We start from the raw sequence: 25,149 nt of genomic DNA, 5'->3' as shown, positions 1-25,149 counted from the left end.
CGCGTAACGCGGCGGATGAACCAGCCGAGTCATCTCCCGGGGCGCGCCGCCGGTTCGATCTTCCGATCGGGCGCGGGCGTGCACGCCGACCCAGCGGCCGGGAGAACCCCTCCCTCACCGGCCGCCGGTCCACGCCGGTGGTGCCCGCCGGCGTGGACCACCCGGTCTCCCGGCCGGCTAGATCTCGTCCACGAGCTCGGCGATCGACCCGATGACGCGTGTCGGCCGGTACGGATAGCGGTCGACGGCCGCCGCCCGCATGATCCCGGACAGCACGAGCACCGTCCGCATCCCGGCCTCCATGCCGGCCACCACGTCCGTGTCCATCCGGTCGCCGATCATGACGGTGGTCTCGGAGTGCGCCTCGAGCCGGTTCAGCGCCGCGCGCATCATCAGCGGGTTCGGCTTGCCCACGAAGTAGGGGTCGACGCCGGTGGCGCGGGTGATCAGCGCCGCGACCGAGCCCGTGGCGGGCAGGCTCCCCTCGTTCGACGGCCCGGTCGGGTCGGGGTTGGTCGCCACGAACCGGGCACCGCGCTCGACGAGCCGGATCGCCGTCGTCACCGCCTCGAAGCTGTAGGTCCGCGTCTCGCCCAGCACCACGTAGTCCGGGTCCGACTCGGTGAGCACGTACCCGATCTCGTGCAGGGCGGTGGTCAGGCCGGCCTCGCCGACCACGTACGCCGACCCGCCGGGCCGCTGGTTGTCGAGGAACGCCGCCGTGGCCAGCGCGGAGGTCCAGATGGACTCGACCGGCACCTCGATCCCCGTGTTGCGCAGCCGGAACTGCAGATCCCGCGGCGTGTAGATCGAGTTGTTGGTGAGGACCAGGAACGGGGTGCCCGTCTCGCGGAGGCGGTTCACGAACGCGTCCGCACCGGGGATGATGCTCCCCTCATGGACGAGCACGCCGTCCATGTCGGTCATCCAGGCCTCGACCGGTTTGCTGTCCGCCACGGGCACGAGCCTAGTCGCGGGAACGTTCGTGCCGGTCTGTCCGTTGTCGGTGTGCACAACCCGCCTACAAGGAGAATCCGTGGACCTCGTGACCATCGTCCTGCTGCTCGCCGTGGTGGCGGGCGTCGTCTGGCTGGTCCGCAACCGGAACGCCGGCCAGGCCCGCGAGCTCGAGGACGCCAAGGCCGACGCGCGCCGCTGGGTCGAGCGCCTCGGCGGCCAGGTGCTCAATCTCGTCGGCACCAACGAGGCGGCCAAGCAGGCCCTCGCCGACGCGTCCGAGCGCTACAACGCGGCCGGCTCCCAGCTCGACCAGGCCCGCACACCCGCCCAGGCCCGGGGCGTCACCGAGACCGCCTACGAGGGCCTCTACTACGTCCGCGCGGCGCGCACCGCGATGGACCTCGACCCCGGTCCCGAGCTGCCGCCGCTGCCCGGCCAGGCGCGCGCGGGCGCGGTGACCGAGGAGCGCGAGGTCGACGTCGAGGGCCAGCACTACAGCGCCTCGCCGAACCCCTCGGAGCGCAACGCGCACTACTACCCCGGCGGCAACGTCGCGGGCCGGCCGGTGCCCGCCGGCTGGTACAGCCAGCCCTGGTGGAAGCCGGCGCTGGTCGCCGGTGCCTGGGGAGTCGGCTCGGCCCTGCTGTTCAGCGCGATGTTCTCCGGCATGGCCGGTAGCGCCTACGCCGACGGCTACTCCGACGCGATGGCCGCTGACATGGCCGCGGGCGGTGACGGCTCCGGCGACGCCGGCGGCGACATGGGGGGCGACGTGGGCGGCGACGCCGGGGGCGACTTCGGCGGGGACATGGGCGGCGACTTCGGCGGGGACTTCGGCGGCGGAGGTTTCGACTTCTGACCACCGGGGTAACTCCCTGTCAACGACGACGTCGGCCGGCTCGACCGGCCCTGCGACACTGACCGGCCCGGAGCGCTACGTCCCGGGCCGGTCGTGCATTTCCGGGTCCTTCTCCCGTATCTCCCGCGCCCGCCGTGCCCTCTCCTGCGTGTCGACGACAGGAGGTCCAGATGGTCGCCCCGACGACAGCGAGCACGACCCAGAGCACGACCGACGGCACGGCACCGGCCCCGGTGGTCGACCCGGCCGCCCGACTCTCCCGCCTGGCGGACGGCTACCTCGTCACCGCCGCGCTGCATGTCGCGGCGGAGTTCGGGGTGGCCGACGTCCTGGCCCGAGGCGCCTGCGACGCCACGCAGCTGGCCGCCGAGGTCGGCGCCCGGCCCGGGCCGCTGCGCCGGGTGCTGCGGCTGCTGGTCGCGGAGGGCGTGCTCGCGGAGTTCCCCGACGGGACGTTCTCGCTGACCCCCAGCGGGCGGCTGCTGCGGTCCGACGTCCCGGGCTCGCTGCGCGGCGCGGTCCGCGCCCGCGGCGGCCTGTACGCGACCGCCGCACCGGCGCTGCCCGACGCGGTCCGTGACGGCGCGGTGGCCTTCGAGCGGGCCCGGGGGAAGCCGTTCTTCGACCACATCGCGGCCCGCCCGGCCGAGCTGGCCGCGTTCCAGGCCTCGCAGCAGGACCGGTCGGCCCGCGAGGCGGCCGACGTCGTCGCCGCCTACGACTTCGGCCGGTTCCGCAGGCTGGTCGACGTCGGCGGCAGCACCGGGGTGCTGCTGTCCGCCGTCCTCGCCGCCACGCCCGCGCTGTCGGGCGTGCTGTTCGACCGGCCCGAGGTGGTGACCGACGCCGACGTGCCCGAGGGCACCGAGGTCGTCGCGGGCGACTTCTTCACCGGTGTCCCGGCGGGCGGCGACGCCTACCTGCTCTCCCGGACCCTCCACGACTGGGACGACGCCGACGCGCGCCGCCTCCTGTCCCGCTGCCGGGAGGCGATGGGGCCGGACGCGACGCTGCTGGTGGTCGACGCGATGCTGCCGGAGCGGGCCGCGGACGGGCCGGCGGTGATCCGCATGGACGCGACGATGCTGCTCCTCGCCACCGGGTGCGAACGGACCGCGCGGGAGTTCGGCGAGCTCTTCGCCTCGGCCGGGTTCGCGCTGCGCCGGATCGTGCCGACTCCGTCCCCGGTCGGCCTGGTCGTGCTCGAGGCGACCCCGATCTGACTCAGCCCGCCTGGCAGGTCGGGCACCAGAAGAGGTTCCGGGCCAGGTGGGTGGCGCGGGCGATCGGTGTGCCGCAGACCAGGCAGGGCTGCCCGCCGCGACGGTAGGTGTAGACGACGCTCGCGCACACCGAACCGCGATCGGGCGGGGCCAGCAGGGCCGGGTCGTGCTCGGGCCGCAGGGTCTCGATCCGGCCGCGCCGCTCGCCGTCGCGCAGCATCGCGGTGAGGTCCGCCCACAGCTCCTCCCACCGCTCCCGGCCCAGCTCGCGGCCGGGCAGCTGCGGTGGGAGGCGGCAGCGGAAGAGCGCCTCGGCGCGGAAGACGTTGCCGACGCCGGCGATCACGCTCTGGTCCATCAGCAGGGTGGCCAGCGGGGCGCGGGAGCGGGAGACGCGGGCCCAGGCCTCGTCGGGATCGACGTCCGTACGCAGCGGGTCGGCCCCGAGCCGGGAGCGCAGCGCCTTGACCTCGACGTCCGTGAGCAGCTCGCAGGCCGACGGGCCGCTGAGGTCGGCGTAGTGGGTGCGCCCGACCATCCGCATCCGTATCTGCCCGCGGGGCGGCTGCACCGGGACCCGGCGGTTCGGGAAGCGGCCCCACAGCCCGAGGTGGACGTGCACGACGAGGTCGGGGCCGTAGTGCTGGAACAGGTGCTTGCCGTGGGCGTCCGTGGACTCGAGGACCCGCCCGTCGACGAGCTCGGCGTCGGCGGCGAAGCGGCCCTGCGGGCTGCCCACCGCGACCGGCGCCCCACCGAACCGTCGCTGCTGCAACCGCGCCATGCGGTGCACGGTGTGGCCTTCGGGCATGTCCTCGACCCTGCCCCGCCCGGCCCGATCCCGCGCGTCGAACCCGTGAGTGGCGATAGTCGCTATAGCGACTATCGCCACTCACAGCCGAGTCAGGCCTGGCAGGTCGGGCACCAGAAGAGGTTGCGGGCGGCGTGCGTGGAGGTGCGGACCTCGGTGCCGCAGACCAGGCAGGGCATGCCGGCGCGGCGGTAGACGTACACCTCGCCGCCGTGCCGGTCCTTCCGCGCGGCCTGCCCCTTGCGCCGCGGGTCGTGCTCGGGCCGGACGGTGTCGATCCGGCCGCGCCGCACGCCGTCCCGCATCAGGGCGACGAGGTCCGGGGCCATCGCGTCCCAAGTGCCGCGGTCGAGCGCCCGGCCGGGGATCTGCGGGTCCAGCCCGTGCCGGAAGAGCAGCTCGGCGCGGTAGACGTTGCCGACGCCGGCGAGCACCTTCTGGTCCATCAGCAGGGTGGCGAGCGGGGAGGCGGACCGCGAGATCCGCTCCCACACCCGTTCCGCGTCGAAGTCCCGCCGAAGGGGGTCCGGACCGAGCCGCTCGCGGATGGCCCTCACCTCGGCGCGCGTGAGCAGCTCGCACGCCGTGGGACCGCGCAGGTCGGCGAAGTGCGTCTCGCCGACGTACCGCAGGCGCAGCTGGCCGCGCGGCTCCGGCGCGGGCAGCTCGCTGTCGTCGAACGTCCCGTACAGACCGAGGTGCACGTGCACCACCAGATCCGGGCCGAAGCGGTGGAACAGGTGCTTGCCGTGCGCCTCGGCGCGGGTCATCACCTGGCCGTCGAGCAGCGCGGCGGAGTCGGCGAACCGGCCCTGCGGGCTGCTCACCGCCACCGGCCGCTTCGCGAACAGCGCCTGGTGGCGCCGCGCCAGCCGGTGCAGCGTGTGCCCTTCGGGCATCAGGCCTGCTCGGCGCTCGCGCCCGTCTGCTCGTACGCGGCGAGCTGGTCGATGCGGCGCTGGTGCCGCTCGCCCTGCGAGAACGGGGTGGCGAGGAAGGCGTCGACGATCGCGAGCGCCTCCTCCTCGCTGTGCTGGCGGGCCCCGATCCCGACGACCTGGGCGTCGTTGTGCTCGCGGGCGAGCTTCGCGGTCTCGGTGCTCCAGGCCAGGGCGGCCCGGATGCCCTTCACCTTGTTCGCCGCGATCTGCTCGCCGTTGCCCGAGCCGCCGATGACGACGCCGAGGCTGCCGGGGTCGCCGGCGACCCGGCGGGCGGTGTCGATGCAGAAGGCCGGGTAGTCGTCGTCCGGGTCGTAGGTCAGGGCGCCGACGTCGACGACGTCGTGGCCCGCACCCTGGAGGTGCTCGGAGAGCCGGGCCTTCAGCTCGAAGCCGGCGTGGTCGCTGCCGAGGTAGACGCGCACGGCGAGAATCCTGCCTCATGAGCGGGATCGCCGGGGTGGACGGGGTGCCCGGGGGCTGGGTCGTGGTGCTGCTCCGCGGGCGCGCACCCCGCTGGACCGTGCGCTGGGCCGTGGTCGCGAGCGCCGCCGAGGTGGTCGAGCTGACCGCGGGCTGCGCGGCCGTCGGGGTCGACATCCCGCTCGCGCTGCCGGTCGACGGCACGCCCCGGGCGTGCGACGCGCTGTGCGCCGCCCGGCTCGGCCGCGCGCGGTCCTCGGTGTTCCCGGCCCCGCCGCGGGAGGTGCTGCTCGAGCCGACGCACGAGGCGGCCGTGCGTCGCGCGCGGGAGATGACCGGGCGCGGCATCAGCATCCAGACCTACAACATCCGCCGGCAGATCCTGTCCTGGGACGCCGTGCACCCGTTGCCGGACAACGTGATCGAGGTGCACCCCGAGCTGGCCGTCCGCGGGCTGGCGCCCGGGACGGAGTTCGCGTCGAAGAAGACGGCCCGGGGGGCGGGCCAGCGCATCGCGGCGCTGACCCGCTGGGTGGACCCGGCCCGGGCGCTGGCCGACCTCCCCGAGGGCGCCCGCCTCGACGACTGTCTCGACGCCCTCGCGGCCACCTGGTCGGCCGCCCGCTGGGCCGCCGGTACGGCCGACGTCCTCGGCGGCGAGGAGGGCGCCCGGGGCCGGGTCATGCGGGTGGCGGTCTGACACCGACTCGCGCTGCAAGAACTCCCGACTCGCGCTGCCGGAACTCCCGACTCGCGCTGCCGGAACTCCCGACTCGCGCTGCCGGAACTCCCGACTCGCGGTCCCGGTCAGGCGGGGACCTTGTCGAGGAAGCCCACCACCAGGGCGATCCGGCCGTCGGGGGCGAGGGTGACGGCGTCGGCGCCGATCACCGGCGGCTCGCCCGCGCCGTCGGGGCCCAGCCCCCACCGGAACCGGACGACGTCGTGGTGCGCGTCGGCCTCCCCCACCGGCCCGAACACGAAGCCGGGGAATTGGGTGTGCACGCCGCCGATCAGCGCGGTGATGGCCTCGTGCCCGGTGACGTCGGCGAGCGGGTCGACGTAGCGGGCGTCCTCGGTGAACACCTCGGCGACGGCCGTCGCGCGGGCGTCGGCGTCGGTCGTGTTCCAGGCGGTCAGGTAGCGGTCAACGATGTCCGTCATGGCTGTGAGCCTGCTGCCCGCGGCGCCGACGGTCGACGACGTCGGAGGTAAAGCGGTGGCGGCCCGGACCGGCGGTAGGGTCCGGCCCGTGGCTGCGGCGGGGATCGTGCTGGCCGGCGGGCGCTCGTCCCGGATGGGCCGGTCGAAGGCGTGGCTCGACTGGGACGGGACCACGCTGCTGGACCGCGTGTGCGGGGTCGTGGGCGCGGCCGTCGACGGGCCGGTGGTCGTGGTGCGGGCGCCCGGCCAGGAGCTGCCCCCGCTGCCGGACGGCGTCGAGACGGCCGAGGACCCGGTCGAGGGCCGCGGGCCGCTGCAGGGGATCGCCGTCGGGCTCGCAGCCGTAGTGACCCGGGCGGAGACCGCCTTCGTGGCCTCGGTCGACCTGCCCTTCCTGCACGAGGCCTACGTCCGGCGGGTGCTGGACCTGCTCGGGGAGCACGCCGTCCTGCTGCCGGTCGCGCACGGGCACCACCAGCCGCTCGCCGCGGCGTACCGGACCGCGCTCGCGCCCGTCGTCGCGGCGCTGATCGCGGAGGGCCGCAGCCGGCCGCCGGACCTGTTCGCGGCCGTCGACGTGTATCGCGCGGACGAGGCGGAGCTGCTGGCCGACCCCGCGCTGCGCGAGCACGACCCCGAGCTGCGCGCCCTCGTGAACGTCAACACGCCCGAGGAGTACGCCTCGGCGAGGGCCCAGGGGCGGTGACCTGGATCGAGGTGGGGGACGGCGTGCTGGCCCGCCGGCACGCCGAGCTCGACCTCACCACCGGGCTGGTCCTCGGCGCCGAGCGCGCGCTGGTGATCGACACCCGGGGCGACCGGGAGCAGGGCGCCGAGCTCGCCGCCGCAGTGCGTGCGGTGACCGCGCTGCCGCTGACCGTCGTGCTGACCCACGCCCACTTCGACCACTGCTTCGGCACGGCCGCGTTCCTGCCCGCCCCCGTACTCGCCCATCCGGGCTGCCGGGCCGCCCTGGAGCGCACGGCCGCCGACCAACGCGAGCACTGGGCCGTGCACTACCGCGAGGAGGGCGACGAGGCGACGGCCGCGGCGCTGGAGGCGACCGAGCCGGTACCCCCGGACCCCGCACCCCCGTCGGTCGACCTCGGCGGACGGGAGGTCGTGCTGGTCGCGCCCGGGCCCGGACACACCGACCACGACCTGGCCGTGCACGTACCCGACGCGGACGTGCTGTTCGCCGGCGACCTCCTGGAGTCCGGCGCCCCGCCGGACTACGAGGACGCCCACCCGCTCGCCTGGGCCGACGCCGTCGCCGCGCTGCTCGCCCTCGACGCCGGCACGTACGTCCCGGGACACGGCCACCCGATGACCCCCGCCCAGGCCCGGGCCCAGCACGGCGAGCTGGCGGCGGTGGCCGCGCTCGCCCGCGCCGTCGCCGCCGGGGAGCTCGACGGGACCGAGGCGGAGGCACGCTCGCCCCACCCCGGCGTCCCCTGGCCCGAGGAGCCCTAGGGTCGGCGAGCGTGAGCTTTTCGCAGGAGTTGCGCGAGTCCGGCCGGGAGACCTGGGAGGCCGCCGTCGGCCACCGGTTCGTCGAGGAGCTGTGGGCCGGGACCGTCGCACCCGACGTGCTGCGCCGCTACCTCGTGCAGGACTTCCAGTTCTGCGACGCCTTCCTGGCCCTGATGGGTGCCGCCGTCGCCACCTGCGACGATCCCGCCGCACGGGTGGTGCACGCCCGCCAGGTCGGGCTGGTCGCCGGCGACGAGCACGACTACTTCCACCGCTCCTTCGACCTCCTCGGCGTCGCCGACGCCGACCGGACGGCCCCGGAGCGGGCGGCCCCGACGCAGGGCTTCATCGACCTCATGGACGGCACCCGTGCGGACGCGAGCTACCCCGAGATCGTCACAGTGCTCGTCGTGGCGGAATGGCTCTACCTCGACTGGGCATCCCGCCCCCGTGGACCGCTGCCGACCGACCCGATCGCCCGCGGCTGGATCGACCTGCACCGCGGCCCCGCGTTCGAGGCCTGGGTCGCCTTTCTGCGCGCCGAGCTGGACCGCGTCGCGCCGCAGGCCCGGGACCCGCGCCGGCTCGCCCGCTTCTTCGCCGAGGCCGTGGACCTCGAGCTCGCCTTCTTCGAGGCCGCCTACACCGGCTGAGCCCCGGGGAGGCGGGCACGGAGGCGGGCACGGACGTGAGCAGGGCCCCGCCCTCAGGAGATCCGCCCGTAACAATCGGCCCCTAGCGTCACCCGCATGAGTGGCGCCGGGAAACCCCTTCTCGGGGTCGAGGAGGAGTTCCACGTCGTGGACCTCGAGACGCGGCAGGCCGCGCCCGAGGTCGACTCCCTCCTCCCCGAGCTCGACGGGGCCGAGTTCGCCCGGGAGCTGCAGCGCTCGCTGGTCGAGACGAACACGCCGGTCTGCGAGACCCTCGACGAGCTGGGTGCGCACCTGCGGCGGCTGCGCCGGAGGCTGGAGAGCGTCGCCGAGCCGCACGGGCTGGGGATCGTCGCCGCGGGCACCGTCCCGCTCGTCGACCTGACCGGCGACGACATCTCCGCCGGGGCCCGCTACGAGAAGATGCAGCACGAGTACCAGATGCTCGTGCGGGAGCAGCACATCTGCGGCGCGCAGGTGCACGTCGACGTGCCGGACCGGGACACCGCGGTGCAGGTCGTCCGGCGGGTGGCCCCCTACCTGCACATCCTGCTCGCCCTCTCGGCCAGCTCGCCGTACTGGCGCGGCAACGACACCGGCTACGCGAGCTACCGCAGCATGGTCTGGTCGCGCTGGCCGACCTCCGGGCCGCCGGCGACGGTCGAGACCGCCGCGGAGTACGACGCGATGGTCCAGGAGCTGATCGCCTCGGGCACGATCAGCGACCCCGGGATGCTCTACTTCGACATCCGGCCGAGCGCGCACGTGCCGACCGTCGAGCTGCGGGTGTGCGACGCCTGCACGGAGGTCGACGACGTCGTCCTCATCGCCGGGCTGTTCCGCGCCCTGGTGTGCAAGGCCGGCGAGGACCTGGCCAAGGGCCTCCCGCTGCCGACGAGCCGGCAGGAGCTGCTGCGCTCGGCGAACTGGCGGGCCGCGCGCTCGGGGCTCGAGGGCGACCTCGTCGACCTGGTCGGCCCCTCGCTGGTCTCGCCCCCGCTGCTGGTCGGGCAGCTCGTCGACATGCTGCGCCCGCAGCTGGAGGAGCTGGGCGACTGGGAGCAGGTCCTCGCGCTGTCGCAGGCCACCCTGGAGCGCGGGAGCGCCGCCGCCCGGCAGCGCCGGATGTTCGGCCGCCGCGGCCGGCTGACGGACGTCGTCGACGCCCTCGTCGCCAACACCCAGGGCCGGCTGCTCTCGATCGAGCCCCCGGTCGAGGTGCCGCTCGCCCGGGAACTGCTCGCCGACTACCGGCCGGGCACGTTCGACGAGGCGGTCAGCAACGGCGGCACCGTCCTGCCGCAGTACGGCTGGATGTTCCGGGCGCTGGAACGCCTCGGGCCGCGCGGGATGGTCGCCGCGGAGTCGGCGCTCGAGACCGAGCAGCGGGCGCGCGGGGTGACGTTCGGGCCCGAGGACGGCACGGCCGAGGCCCGGCTCTTCCCGCTGGACCTGGTGCCGCGGATCGTGAGCGCCGAGGACTGGCACGTCCTCGAGGCGGGGCTCGCGCAGCGGGTCCGGGCGCTGGAGCTGTTCGTCCGGGACGTCTACGGCGAGCGCCGCATCCTGCACGACGGCGTCGTCCCCGCGGCGGTGGTCGACGCCGCACCCGGCCGCAACCGCGAGGGCGAGATCGTGCCCGGCGACGTCGTGCGGATCGCCGTGGCCGGGATCGACCTGGTCCGCGACGCGCCGGACCGCTGGCTCGTGCTCGAGGACAACCTGCGCGTCCCGTCCGGCATCGGCTACTCGATCATGAGCCGGCGCCTGGTCCGCAGCGTGATGAGCGACCTGGAGCCGCCGACGGGCGTCGTCGGGCTCGAGGACGTGCCCGGACGGCTGCGGGCCGCGCTGCTCTCGGCGACCGACTCGGGCAGCCCGGGCGCCGACGAGGTGGCGCTGCTGTCGTCGGGCCCCTCCGACTCGGCCTTCTTCGAGCACAGGCTGCTCGCCGACCGGATGGGTGTGCCGGTGGTGACGCCGCGGGACCTGCAGGTCACCGAGGACGGCGTCTACCTGGTGACGACGGGCGGGAAGCGGCGACTGTCCGCGCTCTACCGTCGGATGGACGAGAAGGACCTGATGAACGCCCGGGGCGCCGACATGCGGCCGCTCGGGCGGGCGCTGGCGAGCGCGGTGTCCCGGGGCCGGGTCGCGCTGCTCAACGCATTGGGCAACGGCGTGGCCGACGACAAGCTCGTCTACGCCTACGTCCCCGACATGATCGCCTACTACCTCGACGAGACCCCGCTGCTGGACATCGTCCCGACCTACCCCTGCGTCGACGACGAGCGGCGCGCGGAGGTGCTCGACCGGCTCGACGAGCTCGTGCTCAAGCCCGTCGACGGCTACGGCGGCAGCGGGATCGTGATCGGCCCGCACGCCGAGCGCTCGGAGCTCACCGAGGTGGAGAAGCTGATCCGGGCCGAGCCGGCCATGTGGGTGGCCCAGGACATGGTGTCGCTGTCCACCCACCCGACCTTCTCCGGGAACCGGCTGGAGCCGCGGGCGGTCGACCTGCGGGCCTTCGTGTTCCAGAGCCAGTACGGGGGCCGGGCGCACCTCGACGTCGTCCCGGCGGCGCTGTCGCGGGTCGCGCCGTCCGGCAGCCTCATCGTCAACTCGTCGCGGGGCGGCGGCGCCAAGGACACCTGGATCCTGCGGTAGTCAGCAGTTGGAGGTAGCCACATGTGCGGAATCGCCGGTGAGATGCGGTTCGACGGCAGCTCGGCCGATCCGGCCGTCGTCGCCCGGATCGTCAAGGCGATGGAGCGCCGCGGCCCGGACGGGACCGGGGTGCACGCGGCCGGCCCGGTGGCGCTGGGCCACCGGCGTCTCAAGATCATCGACCTGTCCGAGCGGGGCGCCCAGCCGATGGTCGACTCCGCGCTCGGGCTCGCCGTGGTGTTCAACGGCTGCATCTACAACTACCAGGACCTGCGTCGCGAGCTCGAGGCGGCCGGCTACGCGTTCTTCTCCGACTCCGACACCGAGACGGTGCTCAAGGCCTACGCGCACTGGGGCCCGGAGTGCGTGGAGCACTTCTACGGGATGTTCGCGTTCGCCGTGGCCGAGCGGGACAGCGGCCGGCTCGTCCTGGGCCGCGACCGGCTGGGGATCAAGCCGCTGTACCTGACCGAAGGGGCGGGCGTCCTGCGGTTCGCCTCGTCACTGCCCGCGCTGCTGGAGGCCGGCGGCGTCGACACCTCGATCGACCCGGTGGCGCTGCACCACTACATGACGTTCCACTCGGTGGTCCCGGCGCCGCGGACGATCCTCGCGGGCGTCGGCAAGCTGCCGCCGGCGACCGTCCGCGTCTACGAGCCCGACGGCCGCCACTCCGACCGCGTGTACTGGACGCCGGTCCACGAGCGCCGCCCCGAGCTGGGGATCACGGACTGGAAGGAGGCCGTGCTCGACGGCCTGCGCACGGCCGTGCGCCGCCGGATGGTCGCCGACGTGCCGGTCGGCGTGCTGCTCTCGGGCGGGCTGGACTCGTCACTGATCGTGGCGCTGCTGGCGCAGGAGGGGCAGACGGGGCTGAAGACCTTCTCCGTCGGCTTCCACGCCGCCGGCGGCGAGCGGGGCGACGAGTTCGAGTTCTCGGACATCGTGGCCAAGGAGTTCGGGACCGACCACCAGCAGATCCTGGTGGACCCGGCGCGGATGCTCCCGGCCGTCGACGAGGCGATCACGGCGATGGCCGAGCCGATGGTCAGCCACGACTGCGTGGCCTTCTACCTGCTGTCCGAGCAGGTGTCGAAGTCCGTGACCGTGGTGCAGTCCGGCCAGGGCGCCGACGAGGTGTTCGCGGGCTATGACTGGTACCCGCCGCTGCGCGACACCCCCCGCGACCAGGCCGTCGAGGCTTACCAGGCGGTGTTCACCGACCGCCCCCACGGCGAGCTGGCCGACATCCTCGAGCCCGAGTGGCTCCTCGACCACGACCCCAGCCGGGCCTTCATCGCCGAGCACTTCGGAACGCCGGGTGCCGACGAGACGTTGGACGCCGCACTGAGGCTGGACAGCACGATCATGCTCGTGGACGATCCGGTCAAGCGCGTCGACAACATGACGATGGCCTGGGGACTCGAGGCCCGCGTACCGTTCCTGGACCACGAGCTCGTCGAGCTCGCGGCGGCGTGCCCACCAGAACTGAAGCTCGCGCTCGGCGGCAAGGGCATCCTCAAGGAGGCGGCCCGCGGCGTCGTCCCGGACGAGGTGATCGACCGGCCCAAGGGGTATTTCCCGGTGCCCGCCATCCGTCACCTGGAAGGACCGTTCCTCGAGCGGGTGCGCGACGCCGTGACCGACCCGGTGGCCAAGGCGCGGGGCCTTGTCCGGGGCGACTGGCTCGACCGTATGCTCGCGGATCCGAACACCCAGCGCACCAACCTGGGGTCGAACGCGTTGTGGCAGGTAGCGCTGCTGGAGATGTGGTTACAGGAGAGGGGGATCTAGCTCATGACCGGTGTCAACGTGGATACCTTCACCGACCGGCGCCGCGCGCAGCTGGCCGGTGAGCTGGACGAGCACCTCTTCACCCCCGCCTACCGCTCCGCGCTCCCCTCCCCGGACGGCACCCTGCTGGCCTGGGTCTCCGACCGGGACGGGCGGCCGCGCGCCTACGTCGGCCCCATGCCGGCGGGCGAGCGGCCGGTCGAGCAGCCCGCCACGCCGCTGGACACCGAGGTGGACCCGGTCGTGGCGTGCGACGTCAAGGCGCTGAGCTGGTGCCCGGACGGCTCCTTCGTGGCCTGCGAGGTCGCCCCCGGTGGCGGGGAGCGGACCCGGGTCCTGCTGCTCTCCCCCGACGGGACCGAGCGGCGCGAGATCGCCGCCGGCTCCTCGGCCGTCACGCTCGGGGCCTGGTCGCCCACCGGGCGCCAGCTCGGCGTCACCATCTACTCGGACCGCGCCTCCGGTGGCGACGGGTCCGGCACGGCCTGCCTCGTCGACGTCCGGGACGGCTCCTCGATCGTCCTCGGCTCCGGGCCGGCCGCCGTGGTGTGCGCGGTCAGTCGCGACGGCCGTCGGGCCGTCCTGCGCACCGGGCGCCGCGGCGCCCGCACCCTCGAGCTCATCGACCTGTGGACCGGCCGCCGCACCGACCTGCTCCCCGGGCACGACGCCACCGTGGCCGACGGGCGCTTCGGCGTCACCGGCGCGGTGCTCTACCTGCACACGGACGCCGGGCGGGACCGCCCCGCGCTGCTTGCCTGCTCCATCGGCGACGACGCGTCCGGCGGGGAGGTCTCCCTCGCGTGGGAGGTCGCCTGCAGAGGACACGACGACCTCGACCAGGTCGCCCTCGACCCGGCCGGGGCCCGCGCCGCGCTCGTCTGGAACGTCGACGGCCGCTCGGAGCTCGAGCTCGTCGACCTGCGCACCGGCCTCACCGACCCGGTGCCCGATCACCCCGGCGACGTCGTGACGGGGCTGGCGTTCACCCGCGACGGCCAGGCGCTGCTCGTCGGCAGCGAGGGGCCTGCGGTCGCGCCGCACGTCGCCCGGATCGCGCTCGACGTCCCCCTCGCCGAGCCCACCCCGCTGCTCCCCGACAGCTTCGACGCGCTCGAGCAGCTCGTCGACCCCACGCTCCACGAGTTCCGCGCCGAGGACGGGCTCACGCTCACCGGGTGGCTGTTCCGGCCCCGCGGCGGGTTCGGCGCCGCCCCGACCCTGGTGTGGCTGCACGGCGGGCCGGAGGCGCAGGAACGCCCCGTCTTCCAGCCGCTGTTCCAGGCGCTGGTCGCCTCCGGTGTGCAGGTCTTCGCGCCCAACGTCCGCGGCTCGGCCGGGTTCGGGCGCGTGTTCTCGCAGGCGGACGACCTGGACCGCCGCTTCACCGCGATCACGGACGTGCGTGCCGCGGTCGGCTTCCTCACGTCGTCCGGCCTCGCCGACCCGGACCGCATCGGGGTGTCCGGGCGCTCCTACGGCGGCTACCTCACCCTCGTCGCGCTCGCGTGGTTCCCCGAGCTGTTCGCGGTGGGCGTCGACGTGTGCGGCATGTCCGACCTGCAGACCTTCTACTCCGACACCGAGCCGTGGATCGCCGCCGCCGCGACCACCAAGTACGGCGACCCGGAGCGGGACGGGGAGATGCTGCGCGCGCTCTCCCCCATCCACAGCGCCGACCGGATCAGCGCACCGCTCATGGTGGTGCACGGGGCGTACGACACCAACGTCCCGCTGGGCGAGGCCGAGCGGATCGTCGAGGCGCTGCGGGCCCGCGGCGCGGCCCCCCACTTCCTCCTGTTCGACGACGAGGGCCACGAGACCCACGCCGTCGCCAACCGCGCCGAGTTCACCGCCGAGGTGGTGCGGTGGGTGACGGGCCACCTCACGGAGCCTGCCTCGCAGACCGCGTGACCAGGCGCGTCATGGATCCATAACGTTGTCAGGGGTCTTCTTCTGGCGCGTTATGGATCCATAACGCTGTCAGGGGTCTTCCTTTGACGCGTTATGGTTCCATAGCGCTGCCGGGGACGGGGTCAGGCGCGGGAGAAGGACTGGATGAGCTGGTTGCCGTCGCTGCCCGTGCCGACCCGGAAGGTGTAGGGCTCGCTGCTGGTGGAGCCGTCGTTGCGGGTGAAGACGATCGTGCCCGAGACCTGGCCCTGCCCGGTGGAGCGGGCGTTCTGGATCTCGACCTCGCTCATGCCGCCGTAGAAGTTCCGGAAGCCGTCGAGGCCGCCCGAGGCCGCCTGCGCCTGCGAGCCGAGCAGCGCGAAGGCGGCGTCGGGGTCGTCGGGCAGGAGGCTGTAGTAGCGCTGCACGAAGGACACCGCGTCGGTGTCCGAGGCCGCGCTCGACGGCGTGGGCGACGGGGTGGTCGTGCGCGGGGTCGTCGTGGGCGGGGTGGTCCTGGTCGGCGACGGGCTGGTCGTGGGCGCCGCGACGGGAGGCGGCGTGACCGCGCCGCTCGAGCCGTTGTCGGCCGAGCGCATGGCACCGATCGCGACGCCGACGCCCACCACGAGCAGCACGACGGCGGCGATGACGAACGGCAGCAGCCGCCGCCCGCGCGACTTCCCCGCGGGGGCCGGCGGCCGCTCCGCCGCCGGCGGTACGACGACCGGCGGCGCCGGCATGTCCGTGAGCGTGCGCGGGCCGGACTTGGCCGGGGCCTGCTGCGGCCCCGGCAGCACGCGCGTGGTGACCGGCGCGGTGGCGGCGGCCGCTCCGGAGGCCGACGCGCTGCCCGAGATCGCGGTCAGCGCGTCCCGCGCCTGGGCGGCGGTGGGACGGTCCGTGGGCTCGTTGGACAGCAGGCGCATGAGCAGCGCGGTGAGCGGACCCGCGTTCTCCGGCGGCCGGACCGCGCCGGTGGCGACCTTGTGGAGCAGGGCGTAGGCGTTGTCGTCGAGGCCGAAGGGCGGCTCGCCCTCGACCGCGGCGTAGAGCGTGGCGCCGAGCGCGAAGACGTCCGACGCCGAGGTCGGCTCCTGCCCGCGCGCCACCTCCGGCGCGAGGAAGGCCGGGGTGCCGGCGATCATGCCCGTGCGGGTGAGCTGGACGTCGTCGACCGCGCGCGAGACGCCGAAGTCGGTGATCTTGGCGCGGCCGTCCTCGGCGATCAGGACGTTGCCGGGCTTGATGTCGCGGTGCACCACGCCCGCGGCGTGGGCGGCCGCGAGCCCGTCGGCGACCTGACGGCCGATCGCCGCGACCTCGCGCGGCTCCATCGGCCCCTTCTCCCCCAGCACCACCGCGAGCGAGCGGGAGGGGAGGTACTCCATGACCAGCCACGGCCGGTCGTCGTGCACCACGACGTCGAACATGCTGATGACGTGCGCGTGCTGCAGCCGCGCCCCGATCCGGCCCTCGCGCAGCAGGCGCTGGCGGGACTCCTCGGCGGCGTCGGCCCCGTTGCCGCTGACCGGCGCGGCCGCGGCGATCAGCTCCTTGACGGCGACGGTCCGGTTCAGCAGTTCGTCGGTTCCCCGCCACACGGCACCCATCGCCCCGACACCGATGCGTTCCTCGAGCCGGTAGCGGTTCCCGATACGCGGGGCGTCGGGCTCGGGCGGGGTCATGACCGTCAAGGGTAGGCACTCCGCGCGCGCGAGGTTCCGGGAGGTCGGGTCGGACGGGGCTCCCCTGCCAGGGTGACACGTGACGACGGGTGATCGCCCGGCGGGTCGCGCCGGCCCCCGCCGCGGGCCCCGGGGCCGCGCGGCCGGGTGATCGGCAGGGAGATCATCGCGGCAGGCCGAGCTTGCGGGCGCACGCGGGCCAGGAGCCGTAGCCGCCGCGCCGGTCCCGCACCTTCTCGGCGATCTCGATCTGCTGCTCCCTGGTGGCCTGGTCGGCGCGCGGGGCGTAGCGGGTGCCGCCGAAGTCGGACCAGGTGGCGGAGTCGAACTGGAGGCCGCCGTAGTAGCCGTTGCCGGTGTTGATGGCCCAGTTCCCCGAGGACTCGCAGGCCGCCAGGCTGTCCCAGGCGCCCGAGCTCGCCGGCGCGGGCTTCTCCGACCCGGCGGGCTTCTCCGGCCCGGCGGGCTTCTCGGGCCCGGCGGGCTTCTCGGGCTCGTCCGGCTCGGGCTCCGCGCGCTTCTCCGGCTCGGCCGGCTCCTCCGGCTTCTCCGGCTCCTCGGGTGGGGCGGCCTCCTCGGGCCGGTCCTGTCCCCTCTCGTGATCCTCCGCCTCGCCGCTCGACCGGCGGTCCGCCCGCTCCTGCTCGGGCTGGTCGGCGTCGCCGTGTCCGCCGGCCCGCGGTCGCTCGTGGCCGGAGGCGCCGTCGGCCTCACGGTCGGTCTCGCTGGAGGTCTCACCGCTGGTCTCGCCGGCGGGCTCAGCGTCGCCGGCCCCGGAGAGCGTCGCGGAGCCGGGGTCGTCGAGGACCTCGGTGCCGGGCGCGCCGTAGCCCGCGGCCTCGTCGTCGAGCACGAGGACCCAGTCCCGCTCGTCGCCCGTCCCGGCGGGGGCCTCGAAGGCGGCGACGCCGGTCGCCTCGACCGACTCCGCGACCTCCAGCACCTCGCCCGTCCGCGGGTCGACCCAGGACGCCCGGACCCGGTCCGCGGCGAGCATGTCGAGGTCGACGGTCACGTCCTCGCCCTCGGGCGTGTAGGCGACGAGGAACGAGCCGTCCGAGGCGACGGCCGCGGAGATCCGGGTGTCGCCCGCGGAGCCGGTACCGGCCAGCGCCCCGTCGGCGGGTTCCAGGAGGCGGTACGGGCGCGACTCCAGCACCCGCCTGAGCACGCCGAGCTGGGCGCCGCCGTCGGTCTCGACGGCCGCGGTCCAGCCCGGCTCGAAGTCGGAGACCGTGGAGTCCGCGTAGGTCGCCCCGCTCGCGCCGCCGAGTGCGGCGCGCCAGGCCTCCGCCCGGACGTCGTGGTCGGTCGTGGTGCCGGTGGCGCCGACGCAGTCCTCGCCCTCGGTGAGCGGCGTGGCGTCGAGCAGCGGTTTGCCGGTGCCCGTCGCCGCGGCCCGGGCGTCGGCCCGCGAGGCCGACGACGCACAGCTGCCGCTGGCCGCGGAGCTCACGTCAGCCGAGCTCTCGGCGTCCTGCGAGCCGTCGCCGAGCTCGCCACCCACCTCGCCCTCGGCACCCTCGCCCGACCCGGCGCCGGTCCGGTCGCCGAGCTCACCGGACGCGGCGAGGTCACCGCCCGACCCGGCCCCGCCGGGAGCACCGTCCGCCTCGAGATGGCCCACAGCGCCCGGGTCGAGGCCGTCGTCGCCGCCGAGGTCGGAGTCGATCTCGTCACCCTCGTCGGGGTCGGCCACGTCGAGGTCGGCACCCTCCGCAGCCTCGCTCGAACCCGCACCGCCTGCACCGTCCCCTCCGCCGGAGGGCGTCTCCTCCACCCCGCGCGGCAGGTGCGCGACCGGCGCGTCGCTCCCGCCCTCCCGCAACCCCTCGACCAGCTCGGCCCAGATCCCGTCGTGCCCGCCCCCGCCGTCGTCGCCGCCCGTCAGCCACACGACGGACGCGTCCCCGTACCGTGCGCCGAGGAAGCTCCCGTACTCCCGGGCGTTGCGCTCCGTGACCAGGCTCCCGGCGAGCCCGTCGCTCCACACCGGCGCCAGGGCCAGGGTGATGCCCTCCGCCGCGGCGGCCTGGACGAGCCCGTCGACGTGCTGCCAGTACGCCTCGGTCGGCGCGCCCAGGTGCCCCGCGAAGGCCACCGCGCCGTCCCGGTCGCGCTGCGCGCCGGGCCGCACGAGCGCGGTCCGCACCACGGTGAAGCCCTGGTCGGCACGGGTGCCGAGGTAGTCGGCGGCCTCGTCGCCATCGAGCGCGGTGACGAGGCCCCACGCCGTGTCGGCGAGCCAGTAGAAGGGCGTGCCGTCGGGCCGGGAGAACCACCGCCCGTCGACCCGGACCCCACCCTCCGGCGCCTCCCGCACCACGGCCGCGACGAGCACCCCCGCCAGCACGACGACCACCGCCAGCGCCGCACCCAGCGCCCGTCCGTAACCACCCACGGGCCGCACGCTCGCAGCGCGCCCCGCCCGCCCGGGCCGGAACGGATCATCCCGTCACGATCGTGAACGGGACCGTCCGTCACCGCCCGGGCCCCGCTCCGCCGGACCAGTGATCTTTCGCATCGTTTCGTGCTGAAATCGAGGCTGCGGGAGCAGAATGAACGACGTCCGAGAACTGCGGCGGAGGGACTGGCGATGAAGATTGCGGACATCCTCGACGCGAAAGGCCGGACCGTGCACACGATCCTGCCCTGGGCGACGGTCGCGGACGCCGTGGCCCGGCTCGAGCGTCTGGGGGTCGGCGCCCTCGTGGTGTGCGACGCGGACCAGCGCATGGTCGGGATCCTGTCCGAGCGCGACCTGATCAGGGAGCTCGCGCACCGGGGGACGGATCTGCTCGAGCGGCGGGTCGACGAGGTCATGACCAGGAAGGTCGCGACGTCGCGGCTCGACGAGCCGATCGCCAGTGCCATGGCCCGGATGACCCGCGACCGCTACCGGCACCTCCCGGTGATCGACGGCGGCAGACTCGTCGGCATGGTCTCGATCGGCGACCTCGTCAAGGCCCGGCTGCGCGACATGGAGCTCGAGACGGGCGTGCTGCGGGACATGTTCATCGCCGCCCACTGATTTCCGCCGAATGACACGAACGGCACTTCCGTGCGGATCTTCCGCGCAGAAGTGCCGTTCGGGTGAAAAGGATCAGTAGTCGAAGTCCGGGTCCTCGGTACGGGTCCGCTTCAGCTCGAAGAAGTGCGGCCAGCCGGCGAGCAGGCGGGCGCCGTCGAAGACCTTCCCGGCCTCCTCGCCGTGCGGCACCTTGCTGATCACGGGACCGAAGAAGGCGACGTCGTTCACGTGGATGACCGGCGTGCCGACGTCCATGCCCACCGGGTCCATGCCCGCGTGGTGACTGGTCTTCAGCTTCTCGTCGTACTCGGTCGAGGAGGCGGCCTCGGCCAGCGACGCGGGCAGGTCCAGCTCCGCCAGCGCCTCCTTGATCACGACGTCGAAGTCCTTGTTCCCCTGGTTGTGGATGCGCTCGCCCATCGCCGTGTACAGCGGGCGCAGGACCTCCGGGCCCTTCAGCTCGGCCGCGGCGATGCACACGCGGACCGGGCCCCAGCCCTTCTCCATCATCGCCTGGTACTGCTCCGGCAGGTCACGGCCGGAGTTGAGCACCGACAGGCTCATCACGTGGAAGTTCAGCTCGATGTCGCGGACCTTCTCGACCTCGAGGATCCACCGCGAGGTCAGCCACGCCCACGGACACAGCGGGTCGAACCAGAGGTCCACCTTCGCCTTGTCCGTCTCCGTGCTGGTCATGGGCACTCCGTTCGTCCGGGGAGGGACTCTTCCGTCGGTCACAACCGCGAGGGGTGGACGACGTGTTCCCGGATACCCCGCAGTCCCGGCCGCAATGACGGGGCGACCACTGCGGCCACGTGATTGGATGCCCCCACGCCCCAACCCTCCGGAAGGACCGCGCTGCGCTCATGGCCCCGCCCAACCTGACCCGGACCGACGCCGAGCGCCGGGCCGCCCTGCTCGCCGTCTCCGGCTACGTCGTCGACCTCGACCTCACCGACGGCCGCGGCGGCCCGGGCGAGAAGACCTTCGCCACCACCACGACGGTCCGCTTCTCCTGCGCCGAGCCCGGCGCGGACAGCTGGATCGACTTCGTCGGCGCCGCGGTCGAGAGCGCCACGCTCAACGGCACCACGCTCGACGTCTCCGGCTACCGCGAGGACGACGGCATCGCCCTGCCCGGCCTGGCCGCCGAGAACGAGCTGACCGTCCGCGCGACCGGCACCTACATGAACACCGGCGAGGGGCTGCACCGCTTCGTCGACCCGGTCGACGGCGGCGTCTACCTCTACTCGCAGTTCGAGACGGCCGACTGCAAGCGCCTGTTCGCCTGCTTCGACCAGCCGGACCTGAAGGCCCGCTACACGATCACGGTCACGGCGCCGGACGACTGGAAGGTCGTGTCCAACGCCCTCGCGGAGACCGAGAAGGCCGGACCCGCGACCGTCCACCGCTTCGCCGAGTCCGAGGTCATGTCGACCTACCTGGTCGCGCTGGTCGCGGGCCCCTACGCGTCCTGGCACGAGGAGCACGACGGGATCCCCCTGGGGATCTACTGCCGCGCGAGCCTGGCGCCGCACATGGACCACGAGCGGATCTTCACGGAGACGCGGCAGGGCTTCGACTTCTACCACCGCAACTTCGGGATCCGGTACCCGTTCGGCAAGTACGACCAGCTGTTCGTCCCGGAGTTCAACGCGGGCGCGATGGAGAACGCCGGCGCGGTCACCTTCCTCGAGGACTACGTCTTCCGGTCCCGGGTCACGCGGTTCCTCTACGAGCGGCGCGCCGAGACGATCCTGCACGAGATGGCGCACATGTGGTTCGGCGACCTCGTGACCATGCGCTGGTGGGACGATCTGTGGCTCAACGAGTCGTTCGCCACCTGGGCATCCGTGCTCTGCCAGGCCGAGGCCACCGAGTACGCGCAAGCGTGGACGACGTTCGCGAACGTCGAGAAGTCCTGGGCCTACCGCCAGGACCAGCTGCCCTCGACGCACCCGATCGCCGCGGACATCCCGGACCTGCAGGCCGTCGAGGTCAACTTCGACGGGATCACCTACGCCAAGGGCGCGTCGGTGCTCAAGCAGCTGGTCGCGTACGTCGGGCTGGAGCCGTTCATGGCCGGCCTGCGCGCGTACTTCGAGGCCCACCAGTGGGGCAACGCCACGTTCGACGACCTGCTGGGCGCGCTGGAGAAGTCCTCCGGCCGGGACCTGAGCGACTGGGGCGCGCAATGGCTGCGCACCACCGGGCTCAACCTGCTGCGCCCGCAGTTCGACCTCGACGACGAGGGCCGGTTCACCTCCTTCGAGGTCGTGCAGGGTGGCGCGCGGCCGGGCGCCGGCGAGCTGCGCACCCACCGGGTCGCCGTCGGCGTGTACGACGACGACGCCGAGGGCCGGCTCGTGCGGACCCACCGGGTCGAGGTCGACGTCACCGGCGAGCGCACACCCGTCGGAGAGCTGGTCGGCGTCCCGCGCGGGAAGCTCGTCCTGGTCAACGACGACGACCTCACCTACTGCGCGCTGCGGCTCGACCCGGGCTCGCTGACCACCCTGATCGACCGGATCGGCGACATCGCCGAGCCGCTCCCCCGCACCCTGTGCTGGTCGGCGGCCTGGGAGATGACGCGGGAGGCCGAGCTCAAGGCGCGGGACTTCACCACGCTGGTGGCCGGCGGCTTCGGCCGGGAGACCGAGATCGGCGTCGTGCAGCGGCTGCTGCTGCAGGTACAGACCGCGGTGGCCTCGTACGCCGACGAGTCGTGGGCCACCGACACGGGCTGGCCGCTGCTCACCGACGCCCTGTCCGCGCAGCTCGACGCGGCCGAGCCCGGCTCGGACGCCCAGCTCGCCGTGGTCAACGCGCTGTCCGGCAGCGTGCTGCCCGCCTCCACGCTGGACCGCTTCGCCGCGTGGCTCGAGGGCCGGGACGTCCCGGAGGGGCTGACCGTCGACACCGACCTGCGGTGGCGGCTGCTGCACGCCCTGGTCGCGCACGGCAGGGCCGGCGAGGAGGCGATCGAGGCCGAGCACCGCCGCGACCCCACCGCGGCCGGCGAGCGGCAGGCCGAGCGCGCCCGCTCCCTCGTCCCGACCGCCGAGGCCAAGGCGAAGGCGTGGGACCGCGCGGTGCACGACGACGAGCTGCCCAACGCCGTCAACGAGGCGATCATCGGCGGCTTCAGCCACCCGGGTCAGCGGGCCCTGCTCGCGCCCTACGTGGAGAAGTACTTCGCCGAGGTGGCGGACGTGTGGGCGCGGCGGACGTCGGAGCGCGCGCAGAGCGTGGTGCTCGGGCTGTTCCCGTCCTGGGCCGTGGAGAAGTCGACGGTCGACGCCGCCGACGCCTGGCTGGCCGACGAGAGCCACCCGCCGGCCCTGCGCCGGCTGGTGTCCGAGGGCCGGGCGGGCATCGTCCGCGCCCTGGCCGCGCGGGAGTTCGACCGCAGCTGAACCGCACTATGGATCCATAACGCGCCTCGGCACCCTTTCTGGACGCGTTATGGATCCAAACTGCGCCTCGACGGCCGGCGCAGAGGCGTTATGGATCCACAATGCGCCACGGCCCGTCGCTGGTCAGTGACACCGAGCGAGAAGGTTGCTCGGCGTTCGGGTGAATGTCGACTGCTCCTGTCGGCACTGCCATACTCCGCATCTCACCGAGGGTGATCCGCGCTCCCCCGACTTGCGGCGCCCCCGACCCGCCGGAGTCCGCGCATGCGCCTCACGTCCGCGCTCTACCCCGTCCTGCTGGCGTGCCTCGTGGTCGTCGCGGGCTGCGGCAACCCGAGCGCCGACCAGGCGGCACTCGTCAGCACCGGTCCGGCCACGGCCGAGCCCGCCCACGAGCCCGCGGCGATGCCCGTCCCGGGTGCCCCGTCGGTCCTGCAGGCGGCCATCGACGCCAGCCGGAACCTGCCGAAGCCCACGCCCGCCCCGTCGTCGGCCGCCGCGGCACCCGGCTCGCGCGCCGGCGGAGGCGGGGGCGGGGGCGGTGGCGGCGCCGCCACGGGCCGCGCGGGCCGGACGGCGAACACCGAGGTGACCTTCTACGGCGCCTTCGACAACGACCCGCCGGGGAGTGCGGCGATCGCCTACCCGGTGAAGCACTCCGAGGCCGGCGGGACCGGCACCTACGCGGACCCGATCACCTTCGCCGCCGACCCGGACTACATGGCCGTGGGCACGCTCGTCTACTACGCGCCGCTGCGGAAGTACTTCGTCATGGAGGACCTCTGCGCGCCCTGCCAGGACGAGTACCAGGCGAACCGGCACCCCCACATCGACTTCTACACGGGCGGCTTCGACAGCGGTGTCACCGCCTGCCAGGCCTCGCTCACCCCGTCGGGCCTGGTCGCGGTCGAGGTCTCGCCGCCGCCGGGCCGCGCGGTCGACACCACGCCGCTCTACTCGAACGGGCGATGTATCTCCGGTTGATCACGGGGAACTCTGGAGATCGTGACGAGCGCAGGTCCGCCCGCCCCTCCGGCCCTGCCCGCGTACCTGCGCCGGCCCGCCGCCGTCGCGGTCGGGCTGGCCACGGTCGTGTTCGCCCTGCTCGGGACCCGGTACGCCGGGGAGAGCGGCTCCGGCCGGATCGACGGGCACGCCGAGAACCTGGTCGACTCGGTGACGTCGGCCCACGTCTGGATCCTGCAACGGCTGAGTGAGCTCGGGTCGCCCCCGCTGGTGGTGTTCGCCGCGTTCGCCCTCTGCGGGCTCTGCCTGGCGCTGGGGCGGCGCCGCCTCGCCGTCGTCGCGATCGTGGGGCCGGGGCTGACCGGCGTCGCCACGACCTTCCTCAAGCCCGCGATCGGGCGGACGATGGAGTTCGGTGGCTTCGCCTACCCCAGCGGCCACACCGGCGGCGCCACGTCGATCGCCCTGGTCGCGGCGCTGCTGCTGGTGAGCCTGGTGCGACCGGGGCGGATCACGGGCATCGCCCTGGTCGTCACGATCGCGCTCGTCGCCGGCGGCACGATCGGGACGGCGATGGTCGCGACCGGCGCCCACTACCCCACCGACACCGTGGGCGGCTTCTGCGCCGCGGTCGCGTTCGTGCTGGGCACGGCACTGCTGCTGGAGTTCGTCGCCGCCCGGTGGCACGCGCGCCGGGCCTGATCCGGACACGACGAGGGCCCCGCCGGACGTCCGGCGGAGCCCTCGGTGGTCCGTGCTGTCGGGTGCCGGGTCAGCGGCCCAGCAGGCGACCCAGCAGCCCCTTCTTCTTCCCGCTGCCGTCCGCCGGCGTGTAGTGACCGCAGGCGGCGGCACCGCAGGCACCGCAGTCGTCGCCGGGCCGGTAGTGCTCGTGCGCCTCGGCCTCGTGCCCGCACACGCACACCCCCGCCGGGGCCGGGGCCTGCGGCGGCGGCGCGACCGGCGGTGCGGTCGGGGCGCCGGCCTCGGTCCCGTACTCGGGGCCGGTCCGCTGGGCGGGCACCGCGACGTCCGGCGCCGCGAGATCGTCCACCGCCGGCAGCCCCGTGGGCGGGGTCAGCACCGACGAGGAGGATCCCTGCACACCACGACGCGCCGTGGTCCGGTTGCGCGGACGGGCGTTGTCCGACTCACCCATTCGGGATCCCACCTTTCTTCCGACCGGC

At 74.1% G+C, this 25,149-nt stretch carries 22 protein-coding genes; 13 read left to right on the top strand and 9 right to left on the bottom strand.

All coding sequences use genetic code 11. The features are described 5' to 3' along the window. Positions 1–177: 177 nt before the first annotated feature. Entirely contained in the window at positions 178–927 is a 750-nt protein-coding gene (locus PKE99_RS16185; RefSeq protein ID WP_197040643.1) for an HAD-IIA family hydrolase, read from the bottom strand. 109 nt (positions 928–1,036) lie between these two features. On the opposite strand from PKE99_RS16185, the gene PKE99_RS16180 reads away from it, so the two are divergent. Next, a complete protein-coding gene (locus PKE99_RS16180) occupies positions 1,037–1,819 on the top strand; it encodes a hypothetical protein (protein WP_197040635.1) in 783 nt (260 codons plus the stop codon). A 170-nt stretch (positions 1,820–1,989) separates the two neighbouring features. Beyond that, the gene (locus tag PKE99_RS16175) at positions 1,990–3,042 is read left to right on the top strand and encodes a methyltransferase (RefSeq protein WP_051737444.1); all 1,053 of its coding nucleotides are present in this window, start codon (positions 1,990–1,992) and stop codon (positions 3,040–3,042) included. A 1-nt stretch (position 3,043) separates the two neighbouring features. Here the strand turns inward: PKE99_RS16175 and PKE99_RS16170 are convergent, their stop codons facing one another. The 3 genes from PKE99_RS16170 to PKE99_RS16160 all read right to left on the bottom strand — a co-directional run bounded on the left by PKE99_RS16170 (position 3,044) and on the right by PKE99_RS16160 (position 5,219). Continuing rightward, complete coding sequence (locus tag PKE99_RS16170) at positions 3,044–3,853, bottom strand: Fpg/Nei family DNA glycosylase (protein ID WP_037045825.1); 810 nt, start codon at positions 3,851–3,853, stop codon at positions 3,044–3,046. A 92-nt stretch (positions 3,854–3,945) separates the two neighbouring features. Then, positions 3,946–4,752, bottom strand: coding sequence for an Fpg/Nei family DNA glycosylase (locus tag PKE99_RS16165; protein WP_037045824.1), 807 nt, complete (start codon positions 4,750–4,752; stop codon positions 3,946–3,948). Continuing rightward, a complete protein-coding gene (locus PKE99_RS16160; protein ID WP_037045823.1) occupies positions 4,752–5,219 on the bottom strand; it encodes a ribose-5-phosphate isomerase in 468 nt (155 codons plus the stop codon). Before PKE99_RS16160 ends, PKE99_RS16165 begins: the two co-directional genes overlap by 1 nt. A 17-nt stretch (positions 5,220–5,236) precedes the next feature. On the opposite strand from PKE99_RS16160, the gene PKE99_RS16155 reads away from it, so the two are divergent. After that, positions 5,237–5,917: a DUF429 domain-containing protein gene (locus PKE99_RS16155; RefSeq protein ID WP_037045822.1), complete on the top strand. Its 681-nt coding sequence runs from the start codon at positions 5,237–5,239 to the stop codon at positions 5,915–5,917. Positions 5,918–6,024: 107 nt separating this feature from the next. On the opposite strand, the gene PKE99_RS16150 is transcribed toward PKE99_RS16155, so the two are convergent. Further along, positions 6,025–6,381 (bottom strand): nuclear transport factor 2 family protein, encoded by a 357-nt coding sequence (locus tag PKE99_RS16150; RefSeq protein WP_037045821.1) that lies wholly within the window; start codon positions 6,379–6,381, stop codon positions 6,025–6,027. Between PKE99_RS16150 and mobA the strand changes: the two genes are divergently transcribed. The 6 genes from mobA (at position 6,380) to PKE99_RS16120 (ending at position 14,882) form a co-directional block, all read left to right on the top strand. Then, the gene (gene mobA / locus PKE99_RS16145; RefSeq protein ID WP_081924147.1) at positions 6,380–7,087 is read left to right on the top strand and encodes a molybdenum cofactor guanylyltransferase; all 708 of its coding nucleotides are present in this window, start codon (positions 6,380–6,382) and stop codon (positions 7,085–7,087) included. The two genes, PKE99_RS16150 and mobA, sit on opposite strands and share 2 nt — an antisense overlap. Then, the gene (locus PKE99_RS16140) at positions 7,084–7,854 is read left to right on the top strand and encodes an MBL fold metallo-hydrolase (RefSeq protein WP_037045820.1); all 771 of its coding nucleotides are present in this window, start codon (positions 7,084–7,086) and stop codon (positions 7,852–7,854) included. The genes mobA and PKE99_RS16140 overlap by 4 nt, the downstream gene beginning before the upstream one ends. 11 nt (positions 7,855–7,865) lie before the next feature. Further along, entirely contained in the window at positions 7,866–8,507 is a 642-nt protein-coding gene (locus tag PKE99_RS16135; RefSeq protein WP_037045819.1) for a TenA family protein, read from the top strand. A 96-nt stretch (positions 8,508–8,603) separates the two neighbouring features. Next, positions 8,604–11,174, top strand: a complete 2,571-nt coding sequence (locus PKE99_RS16130; protein WP_037045818.1) for a carboxylate--amine ligase/circularly permuted type 2 ATP-grasp protein — start codon at positions 8,604–8,606, stop codon at positions 11,172–11,174. A 21-nt stretch (positions 11,175–11,195) separates the two neighbouring features. Further along, positions 11,196–12,968: an N-acetylglutaminylglutamine amidotransferase gene (locus PKE99_RS16125; protein WP_037045817.1), complete on the top strand. Its 1,773-nt coding sequence runs from the start codon at positions 11,196–11,198 to the stop codon at positions 12,966–12,968. 3 nt (positions 12,969–12,971) lie between these two features. Next, the gene (locus tag PKE99_RS16120; protein ID WP_051737443.1) at positions 12,972–14,882 is read left to right on the top strand and encodes a prolyl oligopeptidase family serine peptidase; all 1,911 of its coding nucleotides are present in this window, start codon (positions 12,972–12,974) and stop codon (positions 14,880–14,882) included. A 122-nt stretch (positions 14,883–15,004) separates the two neighbouring features. Here PKE99_RS16120 and PKE99_RS16115 read toward each other — a convergent pair whose 3' ends face one another. Both PKE99_RS16115 and PKE99_RS16105 read right to left on the bottom strand, forming a co-directional pair. Further along, positions 15,005–16,549: a serine/threonine-protein kinase gene (locus PKE99_RS16115; protein ID WP_037045816.1), complete on the bottom strand. Its 1,545-nt coding sequence runs from the start codon at positions 16,547–16,549 to the stop codon at positions 15,005–15,007. Positions 16,550–16,712: 163 nt separating this feature from the next. Then, the gene (locus PKE99_RS16105) at positions 16,713–18,950 is read right to left on the bottom strand and encodes an apiosidase-like domain-containing protein (RefSeq protein ID WP_197040634.1); all 2,238 of its coding nucleotides are present in this window, start codon (positions 18,948–18,950) and stop codon (positions 16,713–16,715) included. Positions 18,951–19,145: 195 nt separating this feature from the next. Here PKE99_RS16105 and PKE99_RS16100 point away from each other — a divergent pair, with 195 nt between their 5' ends. Further along, positions 19,146–19,580, top strand: coding sequence for a CBS domain-containing protein (locus PKE99_RS16100; protein ID WP_037045815.1), 435 nt, complete (start codon positions 19,146–19,148; stop codon positions 19,578–19,580). Positions 19,581–19,652: 72 nt separating this feature from the next. On the opposite strand, the gene PKE99_RS16095 is transcribed toward PKE99_RS16100, so the two are convergent. Continuing rightward, positions 19,653–20,276 carry a mycothiol-dependent nitroreductase Rv2466c family protein gene (locus tag PKE99_RS16095; protein WP_037045814.1) on the bottom strand — a complete coding sequence of 208 codons (624 nt, stop codon included), beginning with the start codon at positions 20,274–20,276 and terminating at the stop codon, positions 19,653–19,655. Positions 20,277–20,446: 170 nt separating this feature from the next. On the opposite strand from PKE99_RS16095, the gene pepN reads away from it, so the two are divergent. From pepN to PKE99_RS16080, 3 genes are all read left to right on the top strand, one after another. After that, positions 20,447–22,996, top strand: coding sequence for an aminopeptidase N (gene pepN / locus PKE99_RS16090; protein WP_037045813.1), 2,550 nt, complete (start codon positions 20,447–20,449; stop codon positions 22,994–22,996). Between the two features lie 264 nt (positions 22,997–23,260). Continuing rightward, on the top strand, positions 23,261–23,980 hold the full coding sequence (locus PKE99_RS16085) for a hypothetical protein (RefSeq protein WP_051737441.1): 720 nt from the start codon (positions 23,261–23,263) through the stop codon (positions 23,978–23,980). Between the two features lie 21 nt (positions 23,981–24,001). Next, a complete protein-coding gene (locus PKE99_RS16080) occupies positions 24,002–24,664 on the top strand; it encodes a phosphatase PAP2 family protein (RefSeq protein WP_037045812.1) in 663 nt (220 codons plus the stop codon). Between the two features lie 70 nt (positions 24,665–24,734). On the opposite strand, the gene PKE99_RS16075 is transcribed toward PKE99_RS16080, so the two are convergent. Next, positions 24,735–25,121 carry a hypothetical protein gene (locus tag PKE99_RS16075; protein ID WP_037045811.1) on the bottom strand — a complete coding sequence of 129 codons (387 nt, stop codon included), beginning with the start codon at positions 25,119–25,121 and terminating at the stop codon, positions 24,735–24,737. Positions 25,122–25,149: the final 28 nt, after the last annotated feature.

This window comes from Pseudonocardia halophobica (assembly GCF_027922425.1).
GTDB classification, from domain to species: Bacteria; Actinomycetota; Actinomycetes; order Mycobacteriales; family Pseudonocardiaceae; genus Pseudonocardia; species Pseudonocardia halophobica.
This window is presented reverse-complemented; position numbering and strand designations above follow the sequence as displayed.